This is a genomic window from Streptomyces durocortorensis, from assembly GCF_016901035.1.
GTDB lineage: Bacteria > Actinomycetota > Actinomycetes > Streptomycetales > Streptomycetaceae > Streptomyces > Streptomyces durocortorensis.
In genome coordinates this window covers 54,971-73,556 of record NZ_JAFEUF010000009.1, presented here as the reverse complement: position 1 = coordinate 73,556, position 18,586 = coordinate 54,971, and the positions used below count along the sequence as shown (strand labels likewise).

Sequence of the window (18,586 nt, the reverse complement as noted above, 5' to 3'; positions counted from 1 at the left end):
CCACATACGCCCGCACCGCGTCCAGCCACCCCGCCCCCTCCCGGTACGCCGCGATGTGCGCGGTCAGCGACAGCACGGCGGGCGACGCCAGCCCCTCCGCCGTCTCCATCCGCCGCAGGAACTCCGCCCGGTCCCCCGCGTCCCCGATGAACCCGTACGACCCGGTCAGCGCGGGAAAGTTGAACGCCTTCGACCCGGAGGTGACAAGCGCCCAGCGGCCGCCGCCCGCAACCCGCGTCCAGGGCACGTGGACGCGCCCCACGCCCCCCTCGTGCACGAAGTCCGCGTGGATCTCGTCGCTGATCACAGCGACCCCGTACCGCTCGGCCAGCACGGCCGTCCGGGCCAGCTCCTCGGCCGTCCACACCCGGCCCGTCGGATTGTGGGGCGAACACACCACCAGCACCTTCGCGTCCGCCCGCGACAGCTCCCGCTCCAGCGCCTCCTCGTCCCCCACCGGTACCCCGCGCAGCTCCCGCCCGAGCCCGGTGATCGCCTTGCGGAAACCGTCGTACGTGGGGGTATGGACGACGACGCCGTCCCCCTCCCCCGTCCACATCTGGAGAAGCTGGGAGAGCTGGCTGAGCACGGACGGCCCGTAGACCAGCTGCCCGGTGTCGACCTCGGCGCCGTACCGGGTGGCGTACCAGTGGGCGATCGCCGAGCGGAAGTCGTCCTGCTGCCAGGTGGTGTAGCCGAAGACGCCGTGCTCCAACCGGTCCCGCAGCGCGGCGAGCACCTCGGGGGCCGTGGTGAAGTCCATGTCGGAGATGGTGAACGGCAGCAGGCCGTCGACCCCGAACCGGTCGGCGACCCCGTCCCACTGGACCGACCAGGTGCCCCGGCGGTCGACGGCGGTATCGAAATCGTAGGGCGCGCCCACAGCAGATCCTCTTCTCTCTCCCGGCACAGCGACGGGGCCCGCCCCCCGAAGGAGGACCGGGCCCGACACCGTACGTCCGTGCGGACGGTTGGTTACTTCAGCTTCGTACCCGTGGAACGCAGGTTCCCGCAGGCCTCGGTGACCCGCGCGGCCATGCCGCCCTCGGCGAGCTTGCCCCAGGTGCGGGGGTCGTAGGTCTTCTTGTTGCCGACCTCGCCGTCGACCTTCAGGACACCGTCGTAGTTGCGGAACATGTGGTCCGCGACCGGGCGGGTGAAGGCGTACTGGGTGTCGGTGTCGAGGTTCATCTTCACGACGCCGTTCTCCAGCGCGGTGGCGATCTCCTCGGCGGTGGAGCCCGAGCCGCCGTGGAAGACGAAGTCGAACGGCTGGCTGCCGGCCGGCTTGCCGTACTTCTCGGCGACGCCCGACTGGAGGTCCTTCAGCAGCTCCGGGCGGAGCACGACGTTGCCCGGCTTGTAGACGCCGTGGACGTTGCCGAAGGAGGCGGCCAGCAGGTAGCGGCCCTTCTCGCCCAGGCCGAGCGCCTCGGCGGTGCGCAGCGCGTCGTCGACGGTCGTGTACAGCTCGTCGTTGATCTCGTGCGTGACGCCGTCCTCCTCACCGCCGGTCGGGGTGATCTCGACCTCAAGGATGATCTTGGCGGCGGCGGCCTTGGCCAGCAGCTCCTGGGCGATGGCCAGGTTGTCGGCGAGGGTCTCGGCCGAGCCGTCCCACATGTGCGACTGGAACAGCGGGTTCAGACCCTTGGCGACGCGCTCGGCGGAGACGTCGAGCAGCGGACGTACGTACCCGTCCAGCTTGTCCTTGGGGCAGTGGTCGGTGTGCAGCGCGATGGTGACGTCGTACTTCGCCGCGACGATGTGCGCGAACTCGGCCAGGGCGACCGCGCCCGTGACCATGTCCTTGTTGTACTGGCCGCCCAGGAACTCCGCACCACCGGTGGAGATCTGGACGATGCCGTCGCTCTCGGCCTCCGCGAAGCCGCGCAGGGCGGCGTGCAGGGTCTGGGACGAGGTCACGTTGATGGCCGGGTAGGCGAACTTGCCCGCCTTTGCCCGGTCGAGCATCTCGGCGTAAGCCTCGGGGGTTGCGATGGGCATCTGACCGCTCCTTGGGATGTGCGGGTGTGCAGGCTGTGAGTCCCTGACCTGGGGGCGACGTCATCGTCGCCCCCATCTTCCCAGACTCCTCATCCGGCTCCACCCGGCGGACCCGGTTTCACGTGAAACCGGGCGGCCCGGGGCGCCCGGCGGCTGCTCAGCCCAGGTCGAGATCGGCCACCGAGTAGACATGGACGTACGGCAGCCCGGCCTCGGCGATCGCCGGGGCGGCCCCGCGCTCGACGATCACGGCGACGGCGACGACCTCGCCACCCGCCTCGCGCACCGCCTCGACAGCGGTCAGCGGCGAGCCGCCCGTGGTCGAGGTGTCCTCGACGACCAGGCAGCGGCGGCCCTTCACGTCGGTGCCCTCGATCCGGCGCTGCATACCGTGCGCCTTCTGCGCCTTGCGGACGACGAACGCGTCCAGGCTCTTACCACGCGCGGCGGAGGCATGCAGCATCGAGGTGGCGACCGGGTCGGCCCCGAGCGTCAGCCCGCCGACGCAGTCGTAGTCCAGCTCGGCGGTGGCGTCGAGCATGACCTGCCCGACCAGCGGCGCGGCCTTGCCGTCCAGCGTGACCCGGCGCAGGTCGATGTACCAGTCGGCTTCCAGCCCCGAGGAGAGGGTCACCTTGCCGTGCACCACGGCCTTGTCCTTGATCTGCTGGAGCAGGTCAGCGCGTACGTCAGTCATGTGCACGAGGGTAAGCGGTACGGCCGGGGCGGCCCACGGCCGGGCACCGCCTCAGAGCCGCGTCCAGCTCCAGGTCGTCGCCATCTCCAGCGGGTCGATCGGGGTCACGAGCCGGGGTGCGGTGTTCAGGCCGTTCGGCGGGCCGGACTGCGGCTCCACGCAGACGGCCTCGTCCTGCTCGTCGTAGATCACGACCCATTCGCTGCGGCTCTTCACCGTCAGCTCCAGCCGCTCCGGCCAGGTGAGCTTCACGTCGACGCCGTCGGGCATGCCGAAGCAGTCGTCCCACGGGCCGGGCAGCGGGTCGATGCGGTTGCCGGTCGGCAGATGGTCCTCGCCCCGCTCCTCCTGCCAGGCGGCGTCGAAGGACAGCTCGGCGTCCCGGCCGTCCAGGGTGCGGTGGAACCACGGGTGCCAGCCGGCCTGGGCCGGGAAGGAGTCGCCGTACGTCTCGACGGCGAGGCCGAGCGTCAGCGTGTCCGCGGTCAGCTCGAAGGTCTGTGTCACCCGGCCCTCGTACGGCCAGGGCTCGGCGAGGTCGTAGTAGAAGGCCGCCCGGCCCTCGGCGATGTCGGCGGCCGTGTGGGCGGTGCGCCAGGAGGTGTCCCGGCCGGTGCCGTGGATGGCGTGCGGCGGGGAGTTGGGCGGCAGCTCGTGGAGCTCGTCGCCGTTGCGGAACTGCCCGTACCCCGTACGCCCGCACCAGGGCACCATCGGGAAGCAGCCGTACCGCTCGCCTTGGCGGAGCAGTTCGGTGGACCCGATCCGCAGGCTGCTGATCCGGCAGCCGTGCACGGGGTCGACGGTCAACTCGGCGTCGCCGACGGTCAGCCTGACGTTCTCTTCGCTCCTGCTCACCCGACGACCCTACTGGCGACTCACGGCCTCCGGCGCCGCAACGCCCGGCCCAGCACCACGGCGGAGGCGAGCGCGAGGGCGGCGGCGGGGGCGACCCACCGCAGGGTGGTGCTCGCACCGCCCGCCTCCGGCGAGGGCATGGGGGCGTAGCGGCCGCGCGGGGGCGCGTGGTCGACCTCCTCGGCGCTGCGGCCGATCATGGTGCGGCGGGCGTGCGCGGCCTCGGCGGGCGGTTCGTCCGGAACGGTGAACTCCACCCCGGCGACGGGGTCGAGCGTGGGCGGCGGCACGGGCGAGTCGAACACGGACGCGGGGTCGTCGTCATCCACATCGGCGTCGTCGCCGGCATCGGCATCCGCGTCACCGCCCGCATCGGCGTCGGCCCGCGCGTCGGTGGACAGCTCCTCGGAGCCCTCGCCGCCCGCACCGGCGACGACGCCCTCGCCGGTCCCGACCGCCTCGCCGGTCCCGACCGCCTCGCCGGACCCGGGTGCCTCCTCGTCGCCCGCAAGCCCTTCCGCGACCACCGCGCCGTCCTCGTCACCGCCGACGTCCTCCCCCGCGTCCTCCTCCCGTACCGCCAGGGACTCCGTCACCAGCTGCTGGGTGAAGCGGTCCAGGAGCCGGTGGGCGGCCGCGAGTGCCGCGCCCTCCTCCAGCTCGACCAGCCGCCCGTCCCCTTCGGCCGTACCGCTGTAGGCGAGCGTCGTCCCGCCGTCCGACTCCGTGAGGCCGATGGTCAGGGCCAGCTCGACCGCACCGGCGCCCCGGGCCTCCACGCCCTTCCCGGTGACGGAGAACCGGCCGCCCTCCGGGCCGGTGAGCCGCAGCTCGCCCCGGTACGTGATGGTGTGGCCGCCGGCCCGCAGCTTCAGCCGGCCCGCCAGGGGCGACGCCGACGCGTCGGCGTCCTGCTGCAGGCCGGGGACGCAGCGGGCGACCCGGGCGGGATCGCCCAGCGTGCGCAGCAGGGTAGGGACGGGAACCGGAACGAACACCTCATGCTCCATGGCAACCGAGCCTAATCGGCCACGGCCCGAACGTCAGCGCTTCGGCAGCCGATGCCGAGGGCCGCCCACCGTCCCCGCTCACGCGTCCTCCCAGTACCGCGGGTGGATCAGCGTCGACGGGATCAGCCCCGGCAGCCGCGCCTCGGCCGCCGCCCGCGCCCCCTCGCGCAGCTCCCGGCCGCCCAGCGACCGCGGTACGGGCCCCTCGGCGGCCAGCGCGGGCTGCGGCACCGGGCCCGGTCCGGCGAGGAGGAAGCCCCAGTCCTCCCGCTCCCGTGCGTCACCGCCACCCCGGTCCGGGCTCGCGGCGAAGCCCGCGTACCGGCCGGTGACGCGGTACGGGCGGGTCGTGAGGCCTCCCGCGCGCACCGAGGCCTCCACTGTCCAGAAGGTCTGCGGACGGGCCCCCAGCGGTCCGGCGTGCACCACGAGCCGCCCGTCCGGGGCCAGGGCTTCCGCCACCAGCCCGTAGAACTCGGCCGAATAGAGCTTCGTACTGGCGGTGATGCCCGGGTCCGGGAGGTCGGAGATCACCACGTCGTACCGGCCCCGGTCGGACCGGAGCCAGGGGAACGCGTCCGCCCCGACCACCGTGAGACGGGGGTCGCGCAGGGCGTGGCCGTTCAGCTCGGAGAGGGCGGGGTCGGTGCGGGCCAGTCGGGTGACGGCGGGGTCCAGCTCGACGACGGTGACGGCGCGGACGTCCTCGTAACGCAGCACCTCGCGGGCGGCGAGCCCGTCGCCGCCGCCCAGGATGAGCACGCGGGCGCGGGGCCCGTTCATCGCGGGGTGCACCAGCGCCTCGTGGTAGCGGTACTCGTCGCGGGCGCTGACCCGCAGCCGGCCGTCCAGATAGAGGCCGAGGGAGTCCCGGTCGGTGCCGGTCACCACCACCTCCTGCACCCCGGTCTGCACGGCGACCCGCACCTGGTCCCCGTACACCGCCCGCCGCGCCGCCCGCTCGAAGTCGTCGACCAGGACCGTGGCGGTGGCCAGCACCGCGATCACCGAGCCGTTGACCAGGATCAGGAGCCAGCGGGAACGGGTGCTGAGGTCGCGCCGGAACACCCACAGCACCAGCGCGCCGCCCGCCGCCGCGTTGACCGCGCCGGTGAACAGCGCACCGGTCAACTGCCCCAGCATCGGCAGCAGCAGAAAGGGGAACGCGAGCCCGCCGACCAGCGCGCCCACGTAGTCGGCGGCGAAGAGGTCGGCGACGGCCCCACCCGCGTCCTGCCGGTCGACGCGCTGGATCAGTGTCATCAGCAGCGGGATCTCCGCGCCGATCAGCACCCCGATCGCCAGCGAGAACCCGACCAGGGCGTACTGCGACTCGCCGAGCCAGGCGAACGAGGCGTAGAGCACCAGCGCCGAGGAGCCGCCGATCAGCGCGAGGGCCGCCTCGATCATCCCGAAACCGACGGCGGCATGGCAGCGCAAACGTTTCGCGAGGAGCGAGCCGATGCCCATCGCGAACACCATGACGGAGAGCACGACGGAGGCCTGGGTGACCGAATCGCCGATCAGATACGAGGCGAGCGCGACCAGTTCCAGCTCGTAGACGAGACCGCAGGCGGCGCAGACGAAGACCGCGGCCAGCACCAGGAACCGGCCGGTCCTCGGCCGTACGGGGAGCCGCGCTGCGCCCCCTCGCAGCGACATCTGCTGGTCGATCATGATGGGAACGCTACGTCACGACTCGGTCGCGCCTTGTCACCCACACGGGTGTAAGTGCCCCTGCCAACTAGGCCGCGGGTGCGGGAATCCGCACACCCACCCGGGTCCGGGTGACCACCAACTGCCCTTCCTGCGGGTACGCGTGCCAGGTGCGCCACCGCACCTGGCCCTCGGTGCGCTGGGCGAGCATCGCGGTGAAGGCGTACGGGCTGCCGGGGAAGGTGCCCACCAGACCGTGCGGGTGGTCGCTCACCAGGGCGAGCAGTTCCTGCGCACGCCCGGCGAACTGCCCCTGGGTCAGGATCTCGACGCGCGCGGCGAATTCGTACTCCCGGTCCCCGAGCCGCTTCGAGACGCCGAGGGGCAGGGGGGTGCTGCTGCCGGGCATACAGGCCACGGTCTCGGAGCAGACCTCGCGGTCCTCCCGGAGGAGGACCTGGTGGGAGGCGCCGAGCAGCCTCAACTGGATTTCGGCGCCGTCGAGCCGGAGGTCGAGGACCGCGAGGGCGGGCAGCGGCTCCCGCCCCAGCATCCAGGCCAGGTCGGCGGCGCGGGTATCGGAATAGGCCGTCTGGAGGGTGGTGAGCATGGGTGGGCTCCGCAAACACACATGGACACCGGGACAGCAGAACGCCCCCTGCGTGACTGCGCGTGGGAGGTGAGGGGCGCCCGATCTGGTCCAACTGGGGTCCGAGGGCTGAATGTTCTCTTCGACGAGGGAATCACGAAGTACGCCGCACTCACAGCGTTTTCGCCCAACTTGCCGTGGTTTCCATCCCCTCGGGGGCCCCACGGTTCAATTGTTCAAACGAAAACGTCCGCGTCGCTCAACGAAAAGGCGCCCGGAGGGAGTTCACCCTCCAGGCGCCCGGCGTCAGGTCACTGTCGGTGACCCTCGGCGGCCGGGTCAGTCACCGCCGCCCCCACCGCTGCACGAATACCCTCCGGAGCTCCGGCTCCCGCCGGAGCCCCGGCTCCGGCCGGAGCGCCGGCTCCCGCCCGAAGACCGCGTGCCTCCGCTGCCGGAAGACCGCGTGCCTCCACCGCTGTAAGGAGGCGTGCCTCCTCCCCGGCCGGCATCCCGGCGGCTGTCGCGCACCATCCCCCACACGAGCCAGACGACGCCCGCCACCGGCGCCCCCAGCAACAGCACCGTCAAGACGATCTCCATGCGCTCACCCGCCTTCCTGGCCCCCGAAGCGAGGTCCCCCGTCGCTTCCCCGTTGTTGTGTGACAGGGGGATTCCCCAGGCCGTCGCGCGCCAAAGCGGACTTGAGCAACTCCAGAGCTTCGGCCCAGGATGGCGCCCATGACACAGGGACGACCGCTGCTCAACCGCCGCCTCGCCGCGTTCGGCACGACGATCTTCGCCGAGATGTCGGCGCTGGCCGTGCGGACCGGCTCCATCAACCTCGGCCAGGGCTTCCCCGACACCGACGGGCCCGAGGAGATCCGGGAGGCGGCGGTCCGGGCGCTGCGCGCCGGCCACGGCAACCAGTACCCGCCGGGCCCCGGCGTCCCGGAGCTGCGCAACGCCGTCGCCGCCCACCAGGAGCGCTTCTACGGCCTGACCTGGTCCCCGGAGACGGAGGTCCTGGTGACCACCGGGGCCACCGAGGCCATCGCCGCATGCCTGCTCGCCCTCCTCGAACCGGACGACGAGGTCATCGCGTTCGAGCCGTACTACGACTCGTACGCCGCCTGCATCGCCATGGCGGGCGCCAAGCGCGTACCGCTCACCCTGCGCGCCCCGGACTTCCGCCCGGACCTCGACGAACTGCGCACCCTGATCACCCCGCGCACCCGCCTCCTGCTTCTCAACACCCCGCACAACCCGACCGGCACGGTCCTCACCCCCGACGAACTGTCCGGGATCGCGGCCCTCGCGGTGGAGCACGACCTCCTGGTGGTGACCGACGAGGTGTACGAGCACCTGGTCTTCACCGGGGCGCACCACCCGATCGCCGCGCTCCCCGGGATGCGCGAGCGCACGGTGTCCATCTCCTCGTCGGGGAAGACGTTCTCGTACACCGGCTGGAAGATCGGCTGGGTCACCGGGGACGCGCCGCTGGTGGCGGCGGTTCGGGCGGCGAAGCAGTATCTGACCTTCGTGAGCGGAGGCCCGTTCCAGTACGCGATCGCCGAGGCGCTGGCCCTCCCGGACGCGTTCTTCACCGGCTTCCGTGCGGACATGCACCGCAAGCGGAACCTGCTGGCGAAGGGCCTGCGCGCGGCGGGCTTCCAGGTGTACGAGCCGGAGGGGACGTACTTCATCACCACCGACATCTCCCCGTTCGGCGACGAGGACGCGTACGCGTTCTGCCGCGCGCTGCCGGAGCGCTGCGGGGTGGCGGCGGTGCCGGTCTCGGTCTTCTACGACGACCCGGAGGCGGGCCGCAGCCAGGTCCGGTTCACGTTCTGCAAGAAGGACGAGGTGCTGGAGGAAGCGGTGGAACGGCTGGCCCGGCTGGAGTGATCCCCCCAGAGGTACGGGAACGGGCCCGGCGGCGGTCGCGATGACCGCTGCCCGGGCCGTTCCCGATGCTTCGGGGGGCTAGGCGCCCGCGGGCTCCTCGCCGTCCTCCGACTTGCCCTCGGCGGGCTGGATGCCGAGGCGCTCGATGAGCCACTTGTCGAACTCGATCGAGGCGCGCACCCAGCTCACCGTCGAGGAGACGAAGTGCTCCAGGCTGACGCCGGTGCCGATGAGCATCTGCGCCTCACCGATCAGCCGGACGGAACCCGCCTCGCCCTCCTCGCCCTCGTGGGCGTGGGTGTAGACCTTGGGCCACAGGGTGCGGCGGTTCCAGTCGTCGATGGCGTCCAGCAGGACGGGACGCTGGTCCGCGTCGTGCGGGCGGTCGTAGAACGTACGGACCGAGAAGACCTGCTGCTCCGCCTCACCGCGGAACATGAAGTACGTCCGGAACTCTTCCCACGGCGCCGCGAGGTCGCCCTCGTCGTCGACGACGTACTTCAGCTCCATCTGGTCGAGGAGCTGCTTGACGAGGTCCTGGTCAGGGACGACGGGGCCCTCCGGTCCTGCCGCCTGCGGTTCGGGCTGGCCCCCGAAATTAGGAATCGAGGACGGATCGATGCTCACCGTTATTTCCCTTCGTGCGGTTGCGGCCATCCTCTCCCATGGCGGGCGGGGCATGGCAAGCCCCGGCGGCCCCGATCAGCCACAAGCTGACAGACAGCGGGTGGAGACGGGGCTCACCGGGCGTTCGCTCACAGCGTGCGACGCTCCGTGACCGGTGGTTACGAGGCGGGGCCGACGACCAGCCCGTCCTCGGCCCGGTCCACCCGTACGGTGTCACCGTCGCGGACCTCGCCGGACAGGATCTCCTTGGCGAGCCGGTCGCCGATCGCCGTCTGGATGAGCCGGCGCAGCGGCCGCGCCCCGTAGGCCGGGTCGTTGCCCTCCTGGGCGAGCCAGGCCAGCGCCTCGGGGGTGACGTCCAGAGTGAGCCGCCGGTCCGCCAGGCGCTTCGCCAGCCGGTCGATCTGGAGGCCCGCGATGTGGGCCAGCTCGTCGCCGGAGAGCGCCGAGAAGACGACCAGGTCGTCGAGCCGGTTGATGAACTCCGGCTTGAAGGAGGCCCGCACCACGTCCAGCACCTGCTGCTTCTTCACCTCGGGCTTGACCAGGGGGTCCATGAGGAACTGGCTGCCGAGGTTGGAGGTGAGGATGAGGATGGTGTTGCGGAAGTCGACCGTGCGGCCCTGGCCGTCGGTGAGCCGGCCGTCGTCGAGGACCTGGAGCAGGATGTCGAAGACCTCGGGGTGGGCCTTCTCGACCTCGTCCAGGAGCACGACGCTGTACGGGCGGCGGCGGACGGCCTCGGTGAGCTGGCCGCCCTCCTCGTACCCGACGTAACCGGGCGGGGCGCCGACAAGCCGGGCGACGCTGTGCTTCTCGCCGTATTCGCTCATGTCGATGCGGATCATGGCCCGCTCGTCGTCGAAGAGGAAGTCGGCGAGCGCCTTGGCCAGTTCGGTCTTGCCGACGCCGGTGGGCCCGAGGAAGAGGAAGGACCCGGTGGGCCGGTCGGGGTCGGCGATCCCGGCCCTGGTCCGGCGTACGGCGTCGGAGACGGCCTGCACGGCCTCGGTCTGCCCGATCAGCCGCTTGCCGAGTTCACTCTCCATCCGCAGCAGCTTCTGGGTCTCACCTTCCAGCAGCCGCCCGGCCGGGATACCGGTCCAGGCACCGACGACGTCCGCGATGTCGTCAGGGCCGACCTCCTCCTTGACCATGGTGTCCTTGTCCTTGGACGCCTCCTGCTCCGCTTCCGCGGCCTCCTCCAACTCCCTCTCCAGCCCCGGGATCTCCCCGTACAGCAGCTTGGAGGCGGCGTCGAAGTCGCCGTCGCGCTGCGCGCGTTCGGCCTGGCCGCGCAGCTCGTCGAGGCGCTCCTTGAGCTCACCGACCCGGTTGAGGCCCTGCTTCTCCTTCTCCCAGCGGGCGTTGAGGCCGCGCAGCTCCTCCTCCTTGTCGGCGAGGTCGCGGCGCAGCTTCTCCAGGCGCTGCTTGGAGGCGGGGTCGCTCTCGTTCTTCAGCGCCAGCTCCTCCATGCGCAACCGGTCGACGGAGCGCTGGAGTTCGTCGATCTCCAGCGGCGAGGAGTCGATCTCCATCCGCAGCCGGGACGCGGCCTCGTCGACCAGGTCGATGGCCTTGTCGGGCAGGAACCGGGAGGTGATGTAGCGGTCGGAGAGGGTCGCGGCGGCCACCAGCGCCGAGTCCGCGATCTGCACCTTGTGGTGGGCCTCGTAACGGCCCTTGAGACCGCGCAGGATCGCGATGGTGTCCTCGACGGACGGCTCGGCGACCAGCACCTGCTGGAAGCGGCGCTCCAGGGCGGGGTCCTTCTCGATGCGCTCGCGGTACTCGTCGAGGGTGGTCGCGCCGACCATGCGCAGCTCGCCGCGGGCCAGCATCGGCTTGAGCATGTTGCCCGCGTCCATGGCGGAGTCGCCGCCCGCGCCGGCCCCGACGACGGTGTGCAGCTCGTCGATGAACGTGATGATCCGGCCGTCGCTCTCCTTGATCTCGGAGAGGACGGTCTTCAGCCGCTCCTCGAACTCGCCGCGGTACTTGGCTCCCGCGACCATCGCGCCGAGGTCCAGCGAGACGAGCCGCTTGTCCTTGAGGCTCTCCGGGACGTCGCCCTTGACGATGCGCTGGGCGAGCCCTTCGACGACGGCGGTCTTGCCGACGCCGGGCTCGCCGATGAGAACGGGGTTGTTCTTCGTCCGGCGCGACAGCACCTGCACGACGCGGCGGATCTCCTGGTCGCGGCCGATGACCGGATCCAGCTTGCCCTCGCGCGCGGCGGCCGTGAAGTCGGTGCCGAACTTCTCCAGGGCCTTGTACTGGCCCTCCGGGTCGGGTGTGGTCACCCGGCGCCCTCCCCTGCTCGTCTCGAATGCGGCCAGCAGCTTCTTCGCCCCGGCACCCTGCCCGTCGAGGATCTCACCGGCGCGCCCGCCCTTCGCGGCGACGCCGATGAGCAGGTGCTCGGTGGAGATGTAGTCGTCGCCGAGCTCCTTGGCCCGCTGCGCGGCGTCCTGGATGACGGCGAGCATCTCGCGGTTGGGCTGCGGCGGGGCGACGGTGGATCCGGTGACGCTGGGCAGCCCGCCGAGCAGCCGCTCGGTCTCGCCGCGCACGAGCGCCTGATCGGCCTCGACGGCGGCGAGGAGGTCGGTCACATTCTCGTTGTCCTGCCCCTCCAGCAGCGCGAGCAGCAGATGCGCCGGGGTCAGGTCCGGGTGCCCGTCCTTCACGGCCCGGTCGGTGGCCGCGTTGATGGCGTCGCGGCTCTTGTTGGTCAGCTCGGCGTCCACGTGTGGTTACTCCTCCTCGCAGCTGGGGGCGTGCGCGTACCAGGCCTCACATTGACTTAATCAACGTGCACAAAGTTGAGTCTATTCCACTCAAGGCAATGATCGCACGCGCCCCGGGCCTCGGAGACGGATTCGTTCGCGGGCTCTCGTACGCTGCCCCCATGGCAGACGTACACAACCCCTCCCCCGAATACGTCGCGTTCTGGCGCGAGAGCCACCTGTCCACGCTGACGACCCCCCGCCCGGACGGCACGCCGCACGTGGTGCCGGTCTGTGTGACGTACGACCCGGAGGCCGGGGTGGCACGGGTGATCACCGACGGAGGCAGCCGCAAGGTCGCCCACATCCGCGCGGCGGGCCCCGGCGGGGCCCGCGTGGCGGTCTGTCAGATCGACCGGGCCCGCTGGGCGACCCTGGAGGGCCGCGCGGTCATCCGCACCGAGCCGGAGACCGTCAAGGACGCGGAGGCCCGCCACGAGGAGCGCTACGGCCGTCCGCCGCGGATCAACCCGACCCGGGTCGTCATCGAGATCACCCTCGACCGGGCGCTCGGCAAGGCCTGACCGCGCACAGAGCCGCGGAGACAGCACAACGGCGCCACCGTGTTCAGGTCACGGTGGCGCCGCTGTGTGGGGGAAGCGCCTGGAGCGACAGGTGACGACGGGGGAATCGCTCAGGCGCTGCGGGGGGTGGCGGAAAGGGGTTCTGCGTCGAACAGCTCGTGGTCGCGCTGATCGAGATTGACGAAGATCATGCCGTACCTGACGGCACAGCGAACCGGCTGCGGGGCGCCGCGGGGCCGGCGGAGGCAGCGATAGGCGCGGACGTCCTCGTCCTCTTCCATCACCACGACGATCGGCTCTCCGAACAGGGTGACCATCAACGAGTCGCCACGGCGGGGGAGTGCCGTGAGCAGATCGATGAAATGCCACCCTGAGCGATAGGCGGTTGCCATCTCGCGCCGGAAGGTGCGGTCGTCCGGCGGGGTGGTCATGCGACCGTACGGGCCGGAGCGACCCAGCCGATGTCGCCTGGGGTCGCGGCGGGCGCGACCCAGCCGATGTCACCCGGGACCGTGGCGGGCGCGGCCCAGCCGATGTCACTGGGTGCTGCAGCCTGAACAGCCTTCTGCTCGCCGCTGCCGCCCATGACGCCGACGCCCGTCAGCCCGAGTCCAAGGGCCGCGACGAACGAGGCGGCAAGCGCCGAGCGAAGCATTCGCTTGTACATAGTCGGCTTCGTCCTCACTTGTGGATTCTTCTCCCCCGCACCTAAGACGATGTCCCACCTGGGCACGCGAACACCACCGGGTCGATGCATCATGTTCCTGAATGTTCAGGAACCTGGGGGGTGGAGATATGACCACAAGCCACATAAAGACGACACATCCTCACGGGATCACCGAACTATGCGAAGCAGGGGGGCGTCTTTACGCCACCGCGCTCCGGTCCGGCCGCATCGCCCGATCCGAGCTGGCACCCGCTCCGTGCCTGATGGAATTCGCGTTGCTCCATCCCGACCCGGACGACCCGGGCTGGCTCCGGCCGGTACCGCCGTCAGCGGCGCTGGCCCAGCACCTGCACCCCATAGAACGCGAGATCCAGGAACGCCGACGGCATTCGGTGGAACTGACCGAGTCCTTCGAGCCTTTCATGGACATCAGCGCCCAGGGCCCACCGATGACGCACGCCATCACCGTGCTGGAGGGCGTCAACCGGATCAACGCCGCCCTCGACCTCGCGACCACGGAATGCCGGGCCGAGGTGCTCACCGTCCAGCCGGGCGGCGGACGGAACGAGGACCAGCTCAGCAAGTCCCTGGAGCGCGGGCTGTCCGTCGTCCACCGCGGGGTGCGCATCCGCACCCTCTACCAGCACACGGTGCGCCACAGCCCCAGCACCCTGGCCTACGCCGAGCGCATCGCCAACGACAACGTGGAGATCCGGACGCTCGAGGAACTCATAGAGCGCCTGATCGTCTTCGACCGCACGGTCGCCTTCATCCCCGCCCAGGACGACCGCCAAGTCGCTCTCGAACTGCGCCACCCCGGCCTCGTCGAATATCTGGTGAAGGTCTTCGAGCAACTCTGGACCCGTGCGGCGCCGCTCCTCGAAGAGGTCAAATACGACCCGATGCCGCAGGGAATCAGTGGCGTTCAGCGTTCCATCGCCCAGCTGCTCGTCGAGGGACACGTCGACGATTCCATCGCCCGCCGACTCGGCATGAACGTCCGGACCTGCCGTGCACACGTGGCCAAACTCTCCGCCGCTCTGGGAAGCAGCAGTCGCGCCCAACTCGGCTATCTGATCGCCCGTTCGGGAATCCTGGACCAGAGCTCCTGACCCTTGCAGCCCCCTCTCGCACCGGGGCACGGCCGCGCCAGGGTGAGAGGGCGGCCCGTGCCCCGGAACCATCGAGGAAGTGCCCCGACTCCCCCATGCACCGAGCCTTTCGCGCCCTTTAGGCTTTGACCACCGTCATCTTGTTGCACTGCAAAAAAATGGGGGGTTCAAAATGCATACGGAGGGGGCGAAACGGGCCCATGCGCACGGGAACAGAGAATTGTGCCCGCCCGCGGTCCAGCTCTACGAGACGGCGCTCCGCAACGGCCGCATCGCCCGCGCCGAGACCCTGTCGGCCCCCTGCCTCATCGAGATGGCCCTCCTCCACCCCGACCCGCTCGACGACACCTGGATGCGCCCCGTGCCCCCCTCCGCGGCGCTGGCGCACCTGCTGGGGCCCATCACCCGCGAGATCGACGAGCGCATCCGGCTCACCGCCGCGCTGAGCAGTTCACTCGCCCCTCTGGCGGCGGTGGCCAGCGACGACCCGAACCTCGCCATCACCGTCCTCGAAGGCCGCGGCCTCATCATCGACTCCCTGCGGAACGCCTCCGCCACCGCACGGGAGGAAGTGCTCACCGCGCAGCCGGGGGGCAACCGCATGGTCGACAACCTCCAGCAGGGCCTGGACAACGCGCGGGCCGTCATCGCGGCCGGCGGCCGTTTGCGCCACCTCTACCAGCACCCTGTGCGCTACAGCCCGGGGTTCGCCTCGTACCTGGCCCAGCTGCCGCCCGGCCATCTCGAAGTCCGCACCATGGAGCAGACGATCGAGCGGCTGATCATCTTCGACCGGACCGTCGCCTACGTCCCCGCCACTCCCGATCGCACCGTGGCCCTGGAGATCCGCCATCCCGCGCTCGTCCGCTACCTGGTCCAGGTCTACGAAGTCCTGTGGGCCCAGGCCACCCCGTACAAGCAGCAGCTCCCCACGACCGGCGCCGACGCCCCCGTCACGGCCGTCCAGCTCAGCATCGCCCGCCTCCTCGTCGAGGGCCACGTCGACGACGTCGTCGCCCGCAAGATGGGCATCAGCGTCCGCACCTGCCGAGCCCACATCGCCAAACTCACCCAGACCCTCGGCGCCACCAGCCGCACCCACCTCGGCGCACTCCTCGTCCGGTCGGGCATGACCGAAACAGACGCGCCCGACTCCTGACAGCCACTCCACCGAAGGAGGGGCGGGCGACCGGTCCTGATGGTGCACTGCAGCAAGTTGAGGGTGGTCGCCCCGTCGCCCGCACGGCATCGTGGGTGGCCGGGCCGGACCGGCCCGTCGTCCGCAGAGGGGAACCGTGATCCAGGCCGTCCTGGCAACCGACGATGCGACGTTCCACGGGATGATCCGGGCGACGCTGCGGGCGACCGGCCAGGTAGCCGTCGCGCCCTGGCACTCCCCGGACCTCCTGCTGCCCTGCGTCGCCGCTCACCGGCCGGACGTGATCCTGCTGGACGCCCGCTCGGGGCGGGCCGAACCGCTGCGCAACCAGCTGTACGTGCTCCGGGAGTCGGCCCTCCACCGGGCGTTCGCCGTCTTCGCCGGGGCGACGGGGCGGCAACTCGTGCGCGCCGTCGCGCTCGTGGCCGGGACGGTCCGGGCATCGCTCCCCTCCCCCGCGTCCTGCGAGAATCCCGTACGTCAGTCCTGACCGACCTGGCGAACACGCTCCGCACGACAGAAGGACCACGAAGCCCAGATGACCGACACCACCCCCCTTCCCACTCCCGTCGAGGACGACCACCACGGGGACATCCTGGTCGAACTCACCGGTGAGCACGGCGAGATGATCGTCGTGAGCGGCGAGCGGATACCCCGCGTCGTCCTCACCCGCGCCCCCGGCGCGACGGTCGACGACCACATCCCCATCGGCACGCGCGACCGCCGGCACCTCACCCTCACCGTGGACGGCCAAGAGGCGACGATCGCGCCCGGCAAGGGGAAGCTCCGCCGCCGCTCCTACCGGGTCGACGTCCGCCACGCGGGTACGTCCTACCGGCTCGTGCCCGACTCGATCCCGAGCAGCCGGCTGATCCGCAACGGCAAGCGCATCGGGGACTTCTCCTCGGCCGGAGACCGGCGGGTGCTCGCCGAGTGGCGGGACGGGGCCGTCGTCGAGCCGGCCGACGCGGCGATCGGCTACGCCCTGGCCGCCGCGTTCGGCACCGGCGGACAGCCCATGTGGATGATGGCGATCGAGACGCTCAGCGAGTTCCTGCCGTAGGACCCACCCATGGGGCCCACTCATGGGGCCCACTCATGCCCAGGACACGCGAAAGGGGCCGGGAGAGCGTTCAACCGCCACTCTCCCGGCCCCTGCCCCTTCGCGCGAAAGGCGCTACTCCGTCGGCCGCTTCGGCTTCGGCCGCCAGACCACCAACGCGCTGGTCTGCTGCACGTCCTGGTACGGCACCAGGTCCCGCCGGTACGAGGCGTGGACCTGGGCCTCACGCTGCTGCATGGCGACCGCCGCGCCGTCCACCGCCGCCGAGAGCTCGGCGACGCGCTGCTGGAGCGCGGTCACCTGGTTCTCCAGCTCGATGATCCGCTTGATGCCCGCGAGGTTGATCCCCTCGTCCTGCGACAGCTGCTGCACGGTGCGCAGCAGCTCGATGTCGCGGGCCGAGTAGCGCCGGCCGCGCCCGGCCGTACGGTCCGGGGAGACCAGGCCGAGACGGTCGTACTGGCGCAGCGTCTGCGGGTGCAGGCCCGAGAGCTGGGCCGCGATCGAGATCACGTACACCGGGGTCTCGTCGGTCAGCTGGTACGGATTGCGTCGACGGCCGTCCATCTCAAGCTCCCTTCGCAGCCTGGAACAGTTCCGCCCGCGGGTCCTCGTCCGCGGTCGCCTTCCGGTAGGCCTCCAGGGCGTCCCTGGCCTCCTGGCCCAGGTCCCTGGGGACCGCGACCTCCACGGTGACCAGCAGGTCGCCGCGGGTGCCGTCCTTGCGCACCGCGCCCTTGCCCCGGGCGCGCATCGTACGCCCGTTGGGGGTGCCGGCGGGGAGCTTCAGGGTGACCGGGGGGCCGCCGAGCGTGGGGACCTTGATGTCGCCGCCGAGCGTCGCCTCGGGATACGTGACGGGCACGGTGACCGTGAGGTTGTCGCCCTTGCGGCCGAAGACCGGGTGGGCGTCGACGTGGACGATGACGTACAGATCGCCGGCCGGACCGCCGCGCTCGCCCGCACCGCCCTTGCCGCGCAGCCGGATCCGCTGGCCGTCGGAGACGCCCGCCGGGATCCGCACCTGCATGGTGCGCGCCGACTTCGCCCGGCCGCTGCCCTTGCAGATGTCGCAGGGGTCCTGGGCGATGAGGCCCCGGCCCTTGCAGTCCACACAGGGGTCGGTGAGCGAGAAGCCGCCGCCGCTGCCGCGCGAGACCTGGCCGGTGCCGACACAGGTCGGGCAGACCCGGGGGGTGCCGTTCTTGTCGCCGGTGCCGGAACACGCCTTGCAGGGCGCCTGGCTGGACATCCGCAGCGGGACCGTGGCCCCGTCGACCGCCTCGGTGAAGCTGAGCGTCACCTCGGACTCGATGTCCTGGCCGCGCTTGGGCTGGACCCGGGTGCCGGTGCCGCCGCGGTTGAACAGCCCGCCGAAGACGTCGCCGAGACCGCCCCCGCCGCCGAAGCCGCCGCCCGCACCGCCCTGTCCGCCGCCCGGGGCGCCCCCGCCGAAGAGGTCGCCCAGGTCGAAGTTGAAGTTGCCGCCCGCACCGCCGGGACCGGCCCGGAAGCCGCCGTTGCCGAAGAGGGCGCGCGCCTCGTCGTACTCCTTGCGCTTCTTGGGGTCACCGAGGACGTCGTTCGCCTCGGAGATCTCCTTGAAGCGCTCCTCCGCCTTGGCGTCGTTCTTGTTGGCGTCCGGGTGGAACTCGCGGGCGAGCTTCCGGTACGCCTTCTTGACCTCGGCGTCGGTGGCGTCCTTGGGGACGCCGAGGACCTTGTAGTAGTCCTTCTCGACGAAGTCCTTCGTGCTCATCGACGTCCCTCCTTCCGGACGATCGGCCGAGGGGGCCGCCCCGGGGGCGGCCGCCCGGGCCGGGGGGGGGGGGGGGGGGCGCGGGGCACATGCACGCACACCGACCCCAGCGCGGCGCGCGGGGGCGGGCCGGCAGGGTGGGGGACCACGAGGACACCGGC

At 71.3% G+C, this 18,586-nt stretch carries 19 protein-coding genes; 6 read left to right on the top strand and 13 right to left on the bottom strand.

The genetic code is table 11. The features are described from left to right. From JS521_RS03730 to JS521_RS03700, 7 genes are all read right to left on the bottom strand, one after another. On the bottom strand, nt 1-883 hold an 883-nt coding region (locus JS521_RS03730), incomplete at its 3' end, for a MalY/PatB family protein (RefSeq protein ID WP_205081254.1). Between the two features lie 92 nt (nt 884-975). Then, nucleotides 976-2,007: a class II fructose-bisphosphate aldolase gene (gene fbaA / locus JS521_RS03725; protein ID WP_205081253.1), complete on the bottom strand. Its 1,032-nt coding sequence runs from the start codon at nt 2,005-2,007 to the stop codon at nt 976-978. Between the two features lie 157 nt (nt 2,008-2,164). Further along, nucleotides 2,165-2,704, bottom strand: a complete 540-nt coding sequence (pyrE, locus tag JS521_RS03720) for an orotate phosphoribosyltransferase (RefSeq protein ID WP_205081252.1) — start codon at nt 2,702-2,704, stop codon at nt 2,165-2,167. A 51-nt stretch (nt 2,705-2,755) separates the two neighbouring features. Beyond that, the gene (locus JS521_RS03715; protein WP_205081251.1) at nt 2,756-3,562 is read right to left on the bottom strand and encodes an aldose epimerase family protein; all 807 of its coding nucleotides are present in this window, start codon (nt 3,560-3,562) and stop codon (nt 2,756-2,758) included. A 20-nt stretch (nt 3,563-3,582) separates the two neighbouring features. Next, complete coding sequence (locus JS521_RS03710) at nt 3,583-4,572, bottom strand: SRPBCC domain-containing protein (RefSeq protein ID WP_205081250.1); 990 nt, start codon at nt 4,570-4,572, stop codon at nt 3,583-3,585. Between the two features lie 78 nt (nt 4,573-4,650). After that, nucleotides 4,651-6,249: a polyamine aminopropyltransferase gene (locus JS521_RS03705; protein WP_205081249.1), complete on the bottom strand. Its 1,599-nt coding sequence runs from the start codon at nt 6,247-6,249 to the stop codon at nt 4,651-4,653. 67 nt (nt 6,250-6,316) lie between these two features. Continuing rightward, on the bottom strand, nt 6,317-6,838 hold the full coding sequence (locus tag JS521_RS03700) for a DUF2617 family protein (RefSeq protein WP_205081248.1): 522 nt from the start codon (nt 6,836-6,838) through the stop codon (nt 6,317-6,319). A 720-nt stretch (nt 6,839-7,558) separates the two neighbouring features. On the opposite strand from JS521_RS03700, the gene JS521_RS03695 reads away from it, so the two are divergent. Beyond that, nucleotides 7,559-8,725 (top strand): pyridoxal phosphate-dependent aminotransferase, encoded by a 1,167-nt coding sequence (locus tag JS521_RS03695; RefSeq protein ID WP_205081247.1) that lies wholly within the window; start codon nt 7,559-7,561, stop codon nt 8,723-8,725. Between the two features lie 78 nt (nt 8,726-8,803). Here JS521_RS03695 and JS521_RS03690 read toward each other — a convergent pair whose 3' ends face one another. Both JS521_RS03690 and clpB read right to left on the bottom strand, forming a co-directional pair. Continuing rightward, nucleotides 8,804-9,352 carry a type III secretion system chaperone family protein gene (locus JS521_RS03690; RefSeq protein WP_205081246.1) on the bottom strand — a complete coding sequence of 183 codons (549 nt, stop codon included), beginning with the start codon at nt 9,350-9,352 and terminating at the stop codon, nt 8,804-8,806. Between the two features lie 158 nt (nt 9,353-9,510). Next, complete coding sequence (clpB, locus tag JS521_RS03685) at nt 9,511-12,102, bottom strand: ATP-dependent chaperone ClpB (RefSeq protein ID WP_205081245.1); 2,592 nt, start codon at nt 12,100-12,102, stop codon at nt 9,511-9,513. Nucleotides 12,103-12,263: 161 nt separating this feature from the next. Between clpB and JS521_RS03680 the strand changes: the two genes are divergently transcribed. Continuing rightward, complete coding sequence (locus JS521_RS03680; protein WP_205081244.1) at nt 12,264-12,665, top strand: pyridoxamine 5'-phosphate oxidase family protein; 402 nt, start codon at nt 12,264-12,266, stop codon at nt 12,663-12,665. 110 nt (nt 12,666-12,775) lie between these two features. Here JS521_RS03680 and JS521_RS03675 read toward each other — a convergent pair whose 3' ends face one another. Beyond that, entirely contained in the window at nt 12,776-13,096 is a 321-nt protein-coding gene (locus tag JS521_RS03675; protein ID WP_030588701.1) for a Rieske (2Fe-2S) protein, read from the bottom strand. Further along, nucleotides 13,093-13,332, bottom strand: a complete 240-nt coding sequence (locus tag JS521_RS03670; protein WP_239486749.1) for a hypothetical protein — start codon at nt 13,330-13,332, stop codon at nt 13,093-13,095. Before JS521_RS03670 ends, JS521_RS03675 begins: the two co-directional genes overlap by 4 nt. 101 nt (nt 13,333-13,433) lie before the next feature. Here JS521_RS03670 and JS521_RS03665 point away from each other — a divergent pair, with 101 nt between their 5' ends. From JS521_RS03665 to JS521_RS03650, 4 genes are all read left to right on the top strand, one after another. Then, nucleotides 13,434-14,444, top strand: coding sequence for a helix-turn-helix transcriptional regulator (locus tag JS521_RS03665; protein ID WP_205081242.1), 1,011 nt, complete (start codon nt 13,434-13,436; stop codon nt 14,442-14,444). A 172-nt stretch (nt 14,445-14,616) separates the two neighbouring features. Beyond that, a complete protein-coding gene (locus JS521_RS03660; RefSeq protein ID WP_205081241.1) occupies nt 14,617-15,603 on the top strand; it encodes a helix-turn-helix transcriptional regulator in 987 nt (328 codons plus the stop codon). Between the two features lie 136 nt (nt 15,604-15,739). After that, nucleotides 15,740-16,093 carry a PleD family two-component system response regulator gene (locus tag JS521_RS03655; RefSeq protein ID WP_205081240.1) on the top strand — a complete coding sequence of 118 codons (354 nt, stop codon included), beginning with the start codon at nt 15,740-15,742 and terminating at the stop codon, nt 16,091-16,093. 48 nt (nt 16,094-16,141) lie between these two features. Next, entirely contained in the window at nt 16,142-16,666 is a 525-nt protein-coding gene (locus JS521_RS03650) for a hypothetical protein (RefSeq protein WP_205081239.1), read from the top strand. A 114-nt stretch (nt 16,667-16,780) separates the two neighbouring features. Here JS521_RS03650 and JS521_RS03645 read toward each other — a convergent pair whose 3' ends face one another. Both JS521_RS03645 and dnaJ read right to left on the bottom strand, forming a co-directional pair. Further along, the gene (locus JS521_RS03645; RefSeq protein ID WP_205081238.1) at nt 16,781-17,233 is read right to left on the bottom strand and encodes a heat shock protein transcriptional repressor HspR; all 453 of its coding nucleotides are present in this window, start codon (nt 17,231-17,233) and stop codon (nt 16,781-16,783) included. 1 nt (nt 17,234) lies between these two features. Continuing rightward, on the bottom strand, nt 17,235-18,425 hold the full coding sequence (dnaJ, locus tag JS521_RS03640) for a molecular chaperone DnaJ (protein ID WP_205081237.1): 1,191 nt from the start codon (nt 18,423-18,425) through the stop codon (nt 17,235-17,237). Nucleotides 18,426-18,586: the final 161 nt, after the last annotated feature.

Coding starts and splice junctions, on each gene's coding strand:
- JS521_RS03650 (WP_205081239.1), top strand. CDS start 16,142: ATGACCGACACCACCCCCCTTCCCACTCCCGTCGAGGACGACCACCAC.
- pyrE (WP_205081252.1), bottom strand. CDS start 2,704: ATGACTGACGTACGCGCTGACCTGCTCCAGCAGATCAAGGACAAGGCC.
- JS521_RS03705 (WP_205081249.1), bottom strand. CDS start 6,249: ATGATCGACCAGCAGATGTCGCTGCGAGGGGGCGCAGCGCGGCTCCCC.
- JS521_RS03710 (WP_205081250.1), bottom strand. CDS start 4,572: ATGGAGCATGAGGTGTTCGTTCCGGTTCCCGTCCCTACCCTGCTGCGC.
- JS521_RS03675 (WP_030588701.1), bottom strand. CDS start 13,096: ATGACCACCCCGCCGGACGACCGCACCTTCCGGCGCGAGATGGCAACC.
- JS521_RS03700 (WP_205081248.1), bottom strand. CDS start 6,838: ATGCTCACCACCCTCCAGACGGCCTATTCCGATACCCGCGCCGCCGAC.
- JS521_RS03645 (WP_205081238.1), bottom strand. CDS start 17,233: ATGGACGGCCGTCGACGCAATCCGTACCAGCTGACCGACGAGACCCCG.
- JS521_RS03660 (WP_205081241.1), top strand. CDS start 14,617: ATGCATACGGAGGGGGCGAAACGGGCCCATGCGCACGGGAACAGAGAA.
- JS521_RS03680 (WP_205081244.1), top strand. CDS start 12,264: ATGGCAGACGTACACAACCCCTCCCCCGAATACGTCGCGTTCTGGCGC.
- JS521_RS03695 (WP_205081247.1), top strand. CDS start 7,559: ATGACACAGGGACGACCGCTGCTCAACCGCCGCCTCGCCGCGTTCGGC.
- fbaA (WP_205081253.1), bottom strand. CDS start 2,007: ATGCCCATCGCAACCCCCGAGGCTTACGCCGAGATGCTCGACCGGGCA.
- dnaJ (WP_205081237.1), bottom strand. CDS start 18,425: ATGAGCACGAAGGACTTCGTCGAGAAGGACTACTACAAGGTCCTCGGC.
- JS521_RS03665 (WP_205081242.1), top strand. CDS start 13,434: ATGTTCAGGAACCTGGGGGGTGGAGATATGACCACAAGCCACATAAAG.
- JS521_RS03670 (WP_239486749.1), bottom strand. CDS start 13,332: ATGTACAAGCGAATGCTTCGCTCGGCGCTTGCCGCCTCGTTCGTCGCG.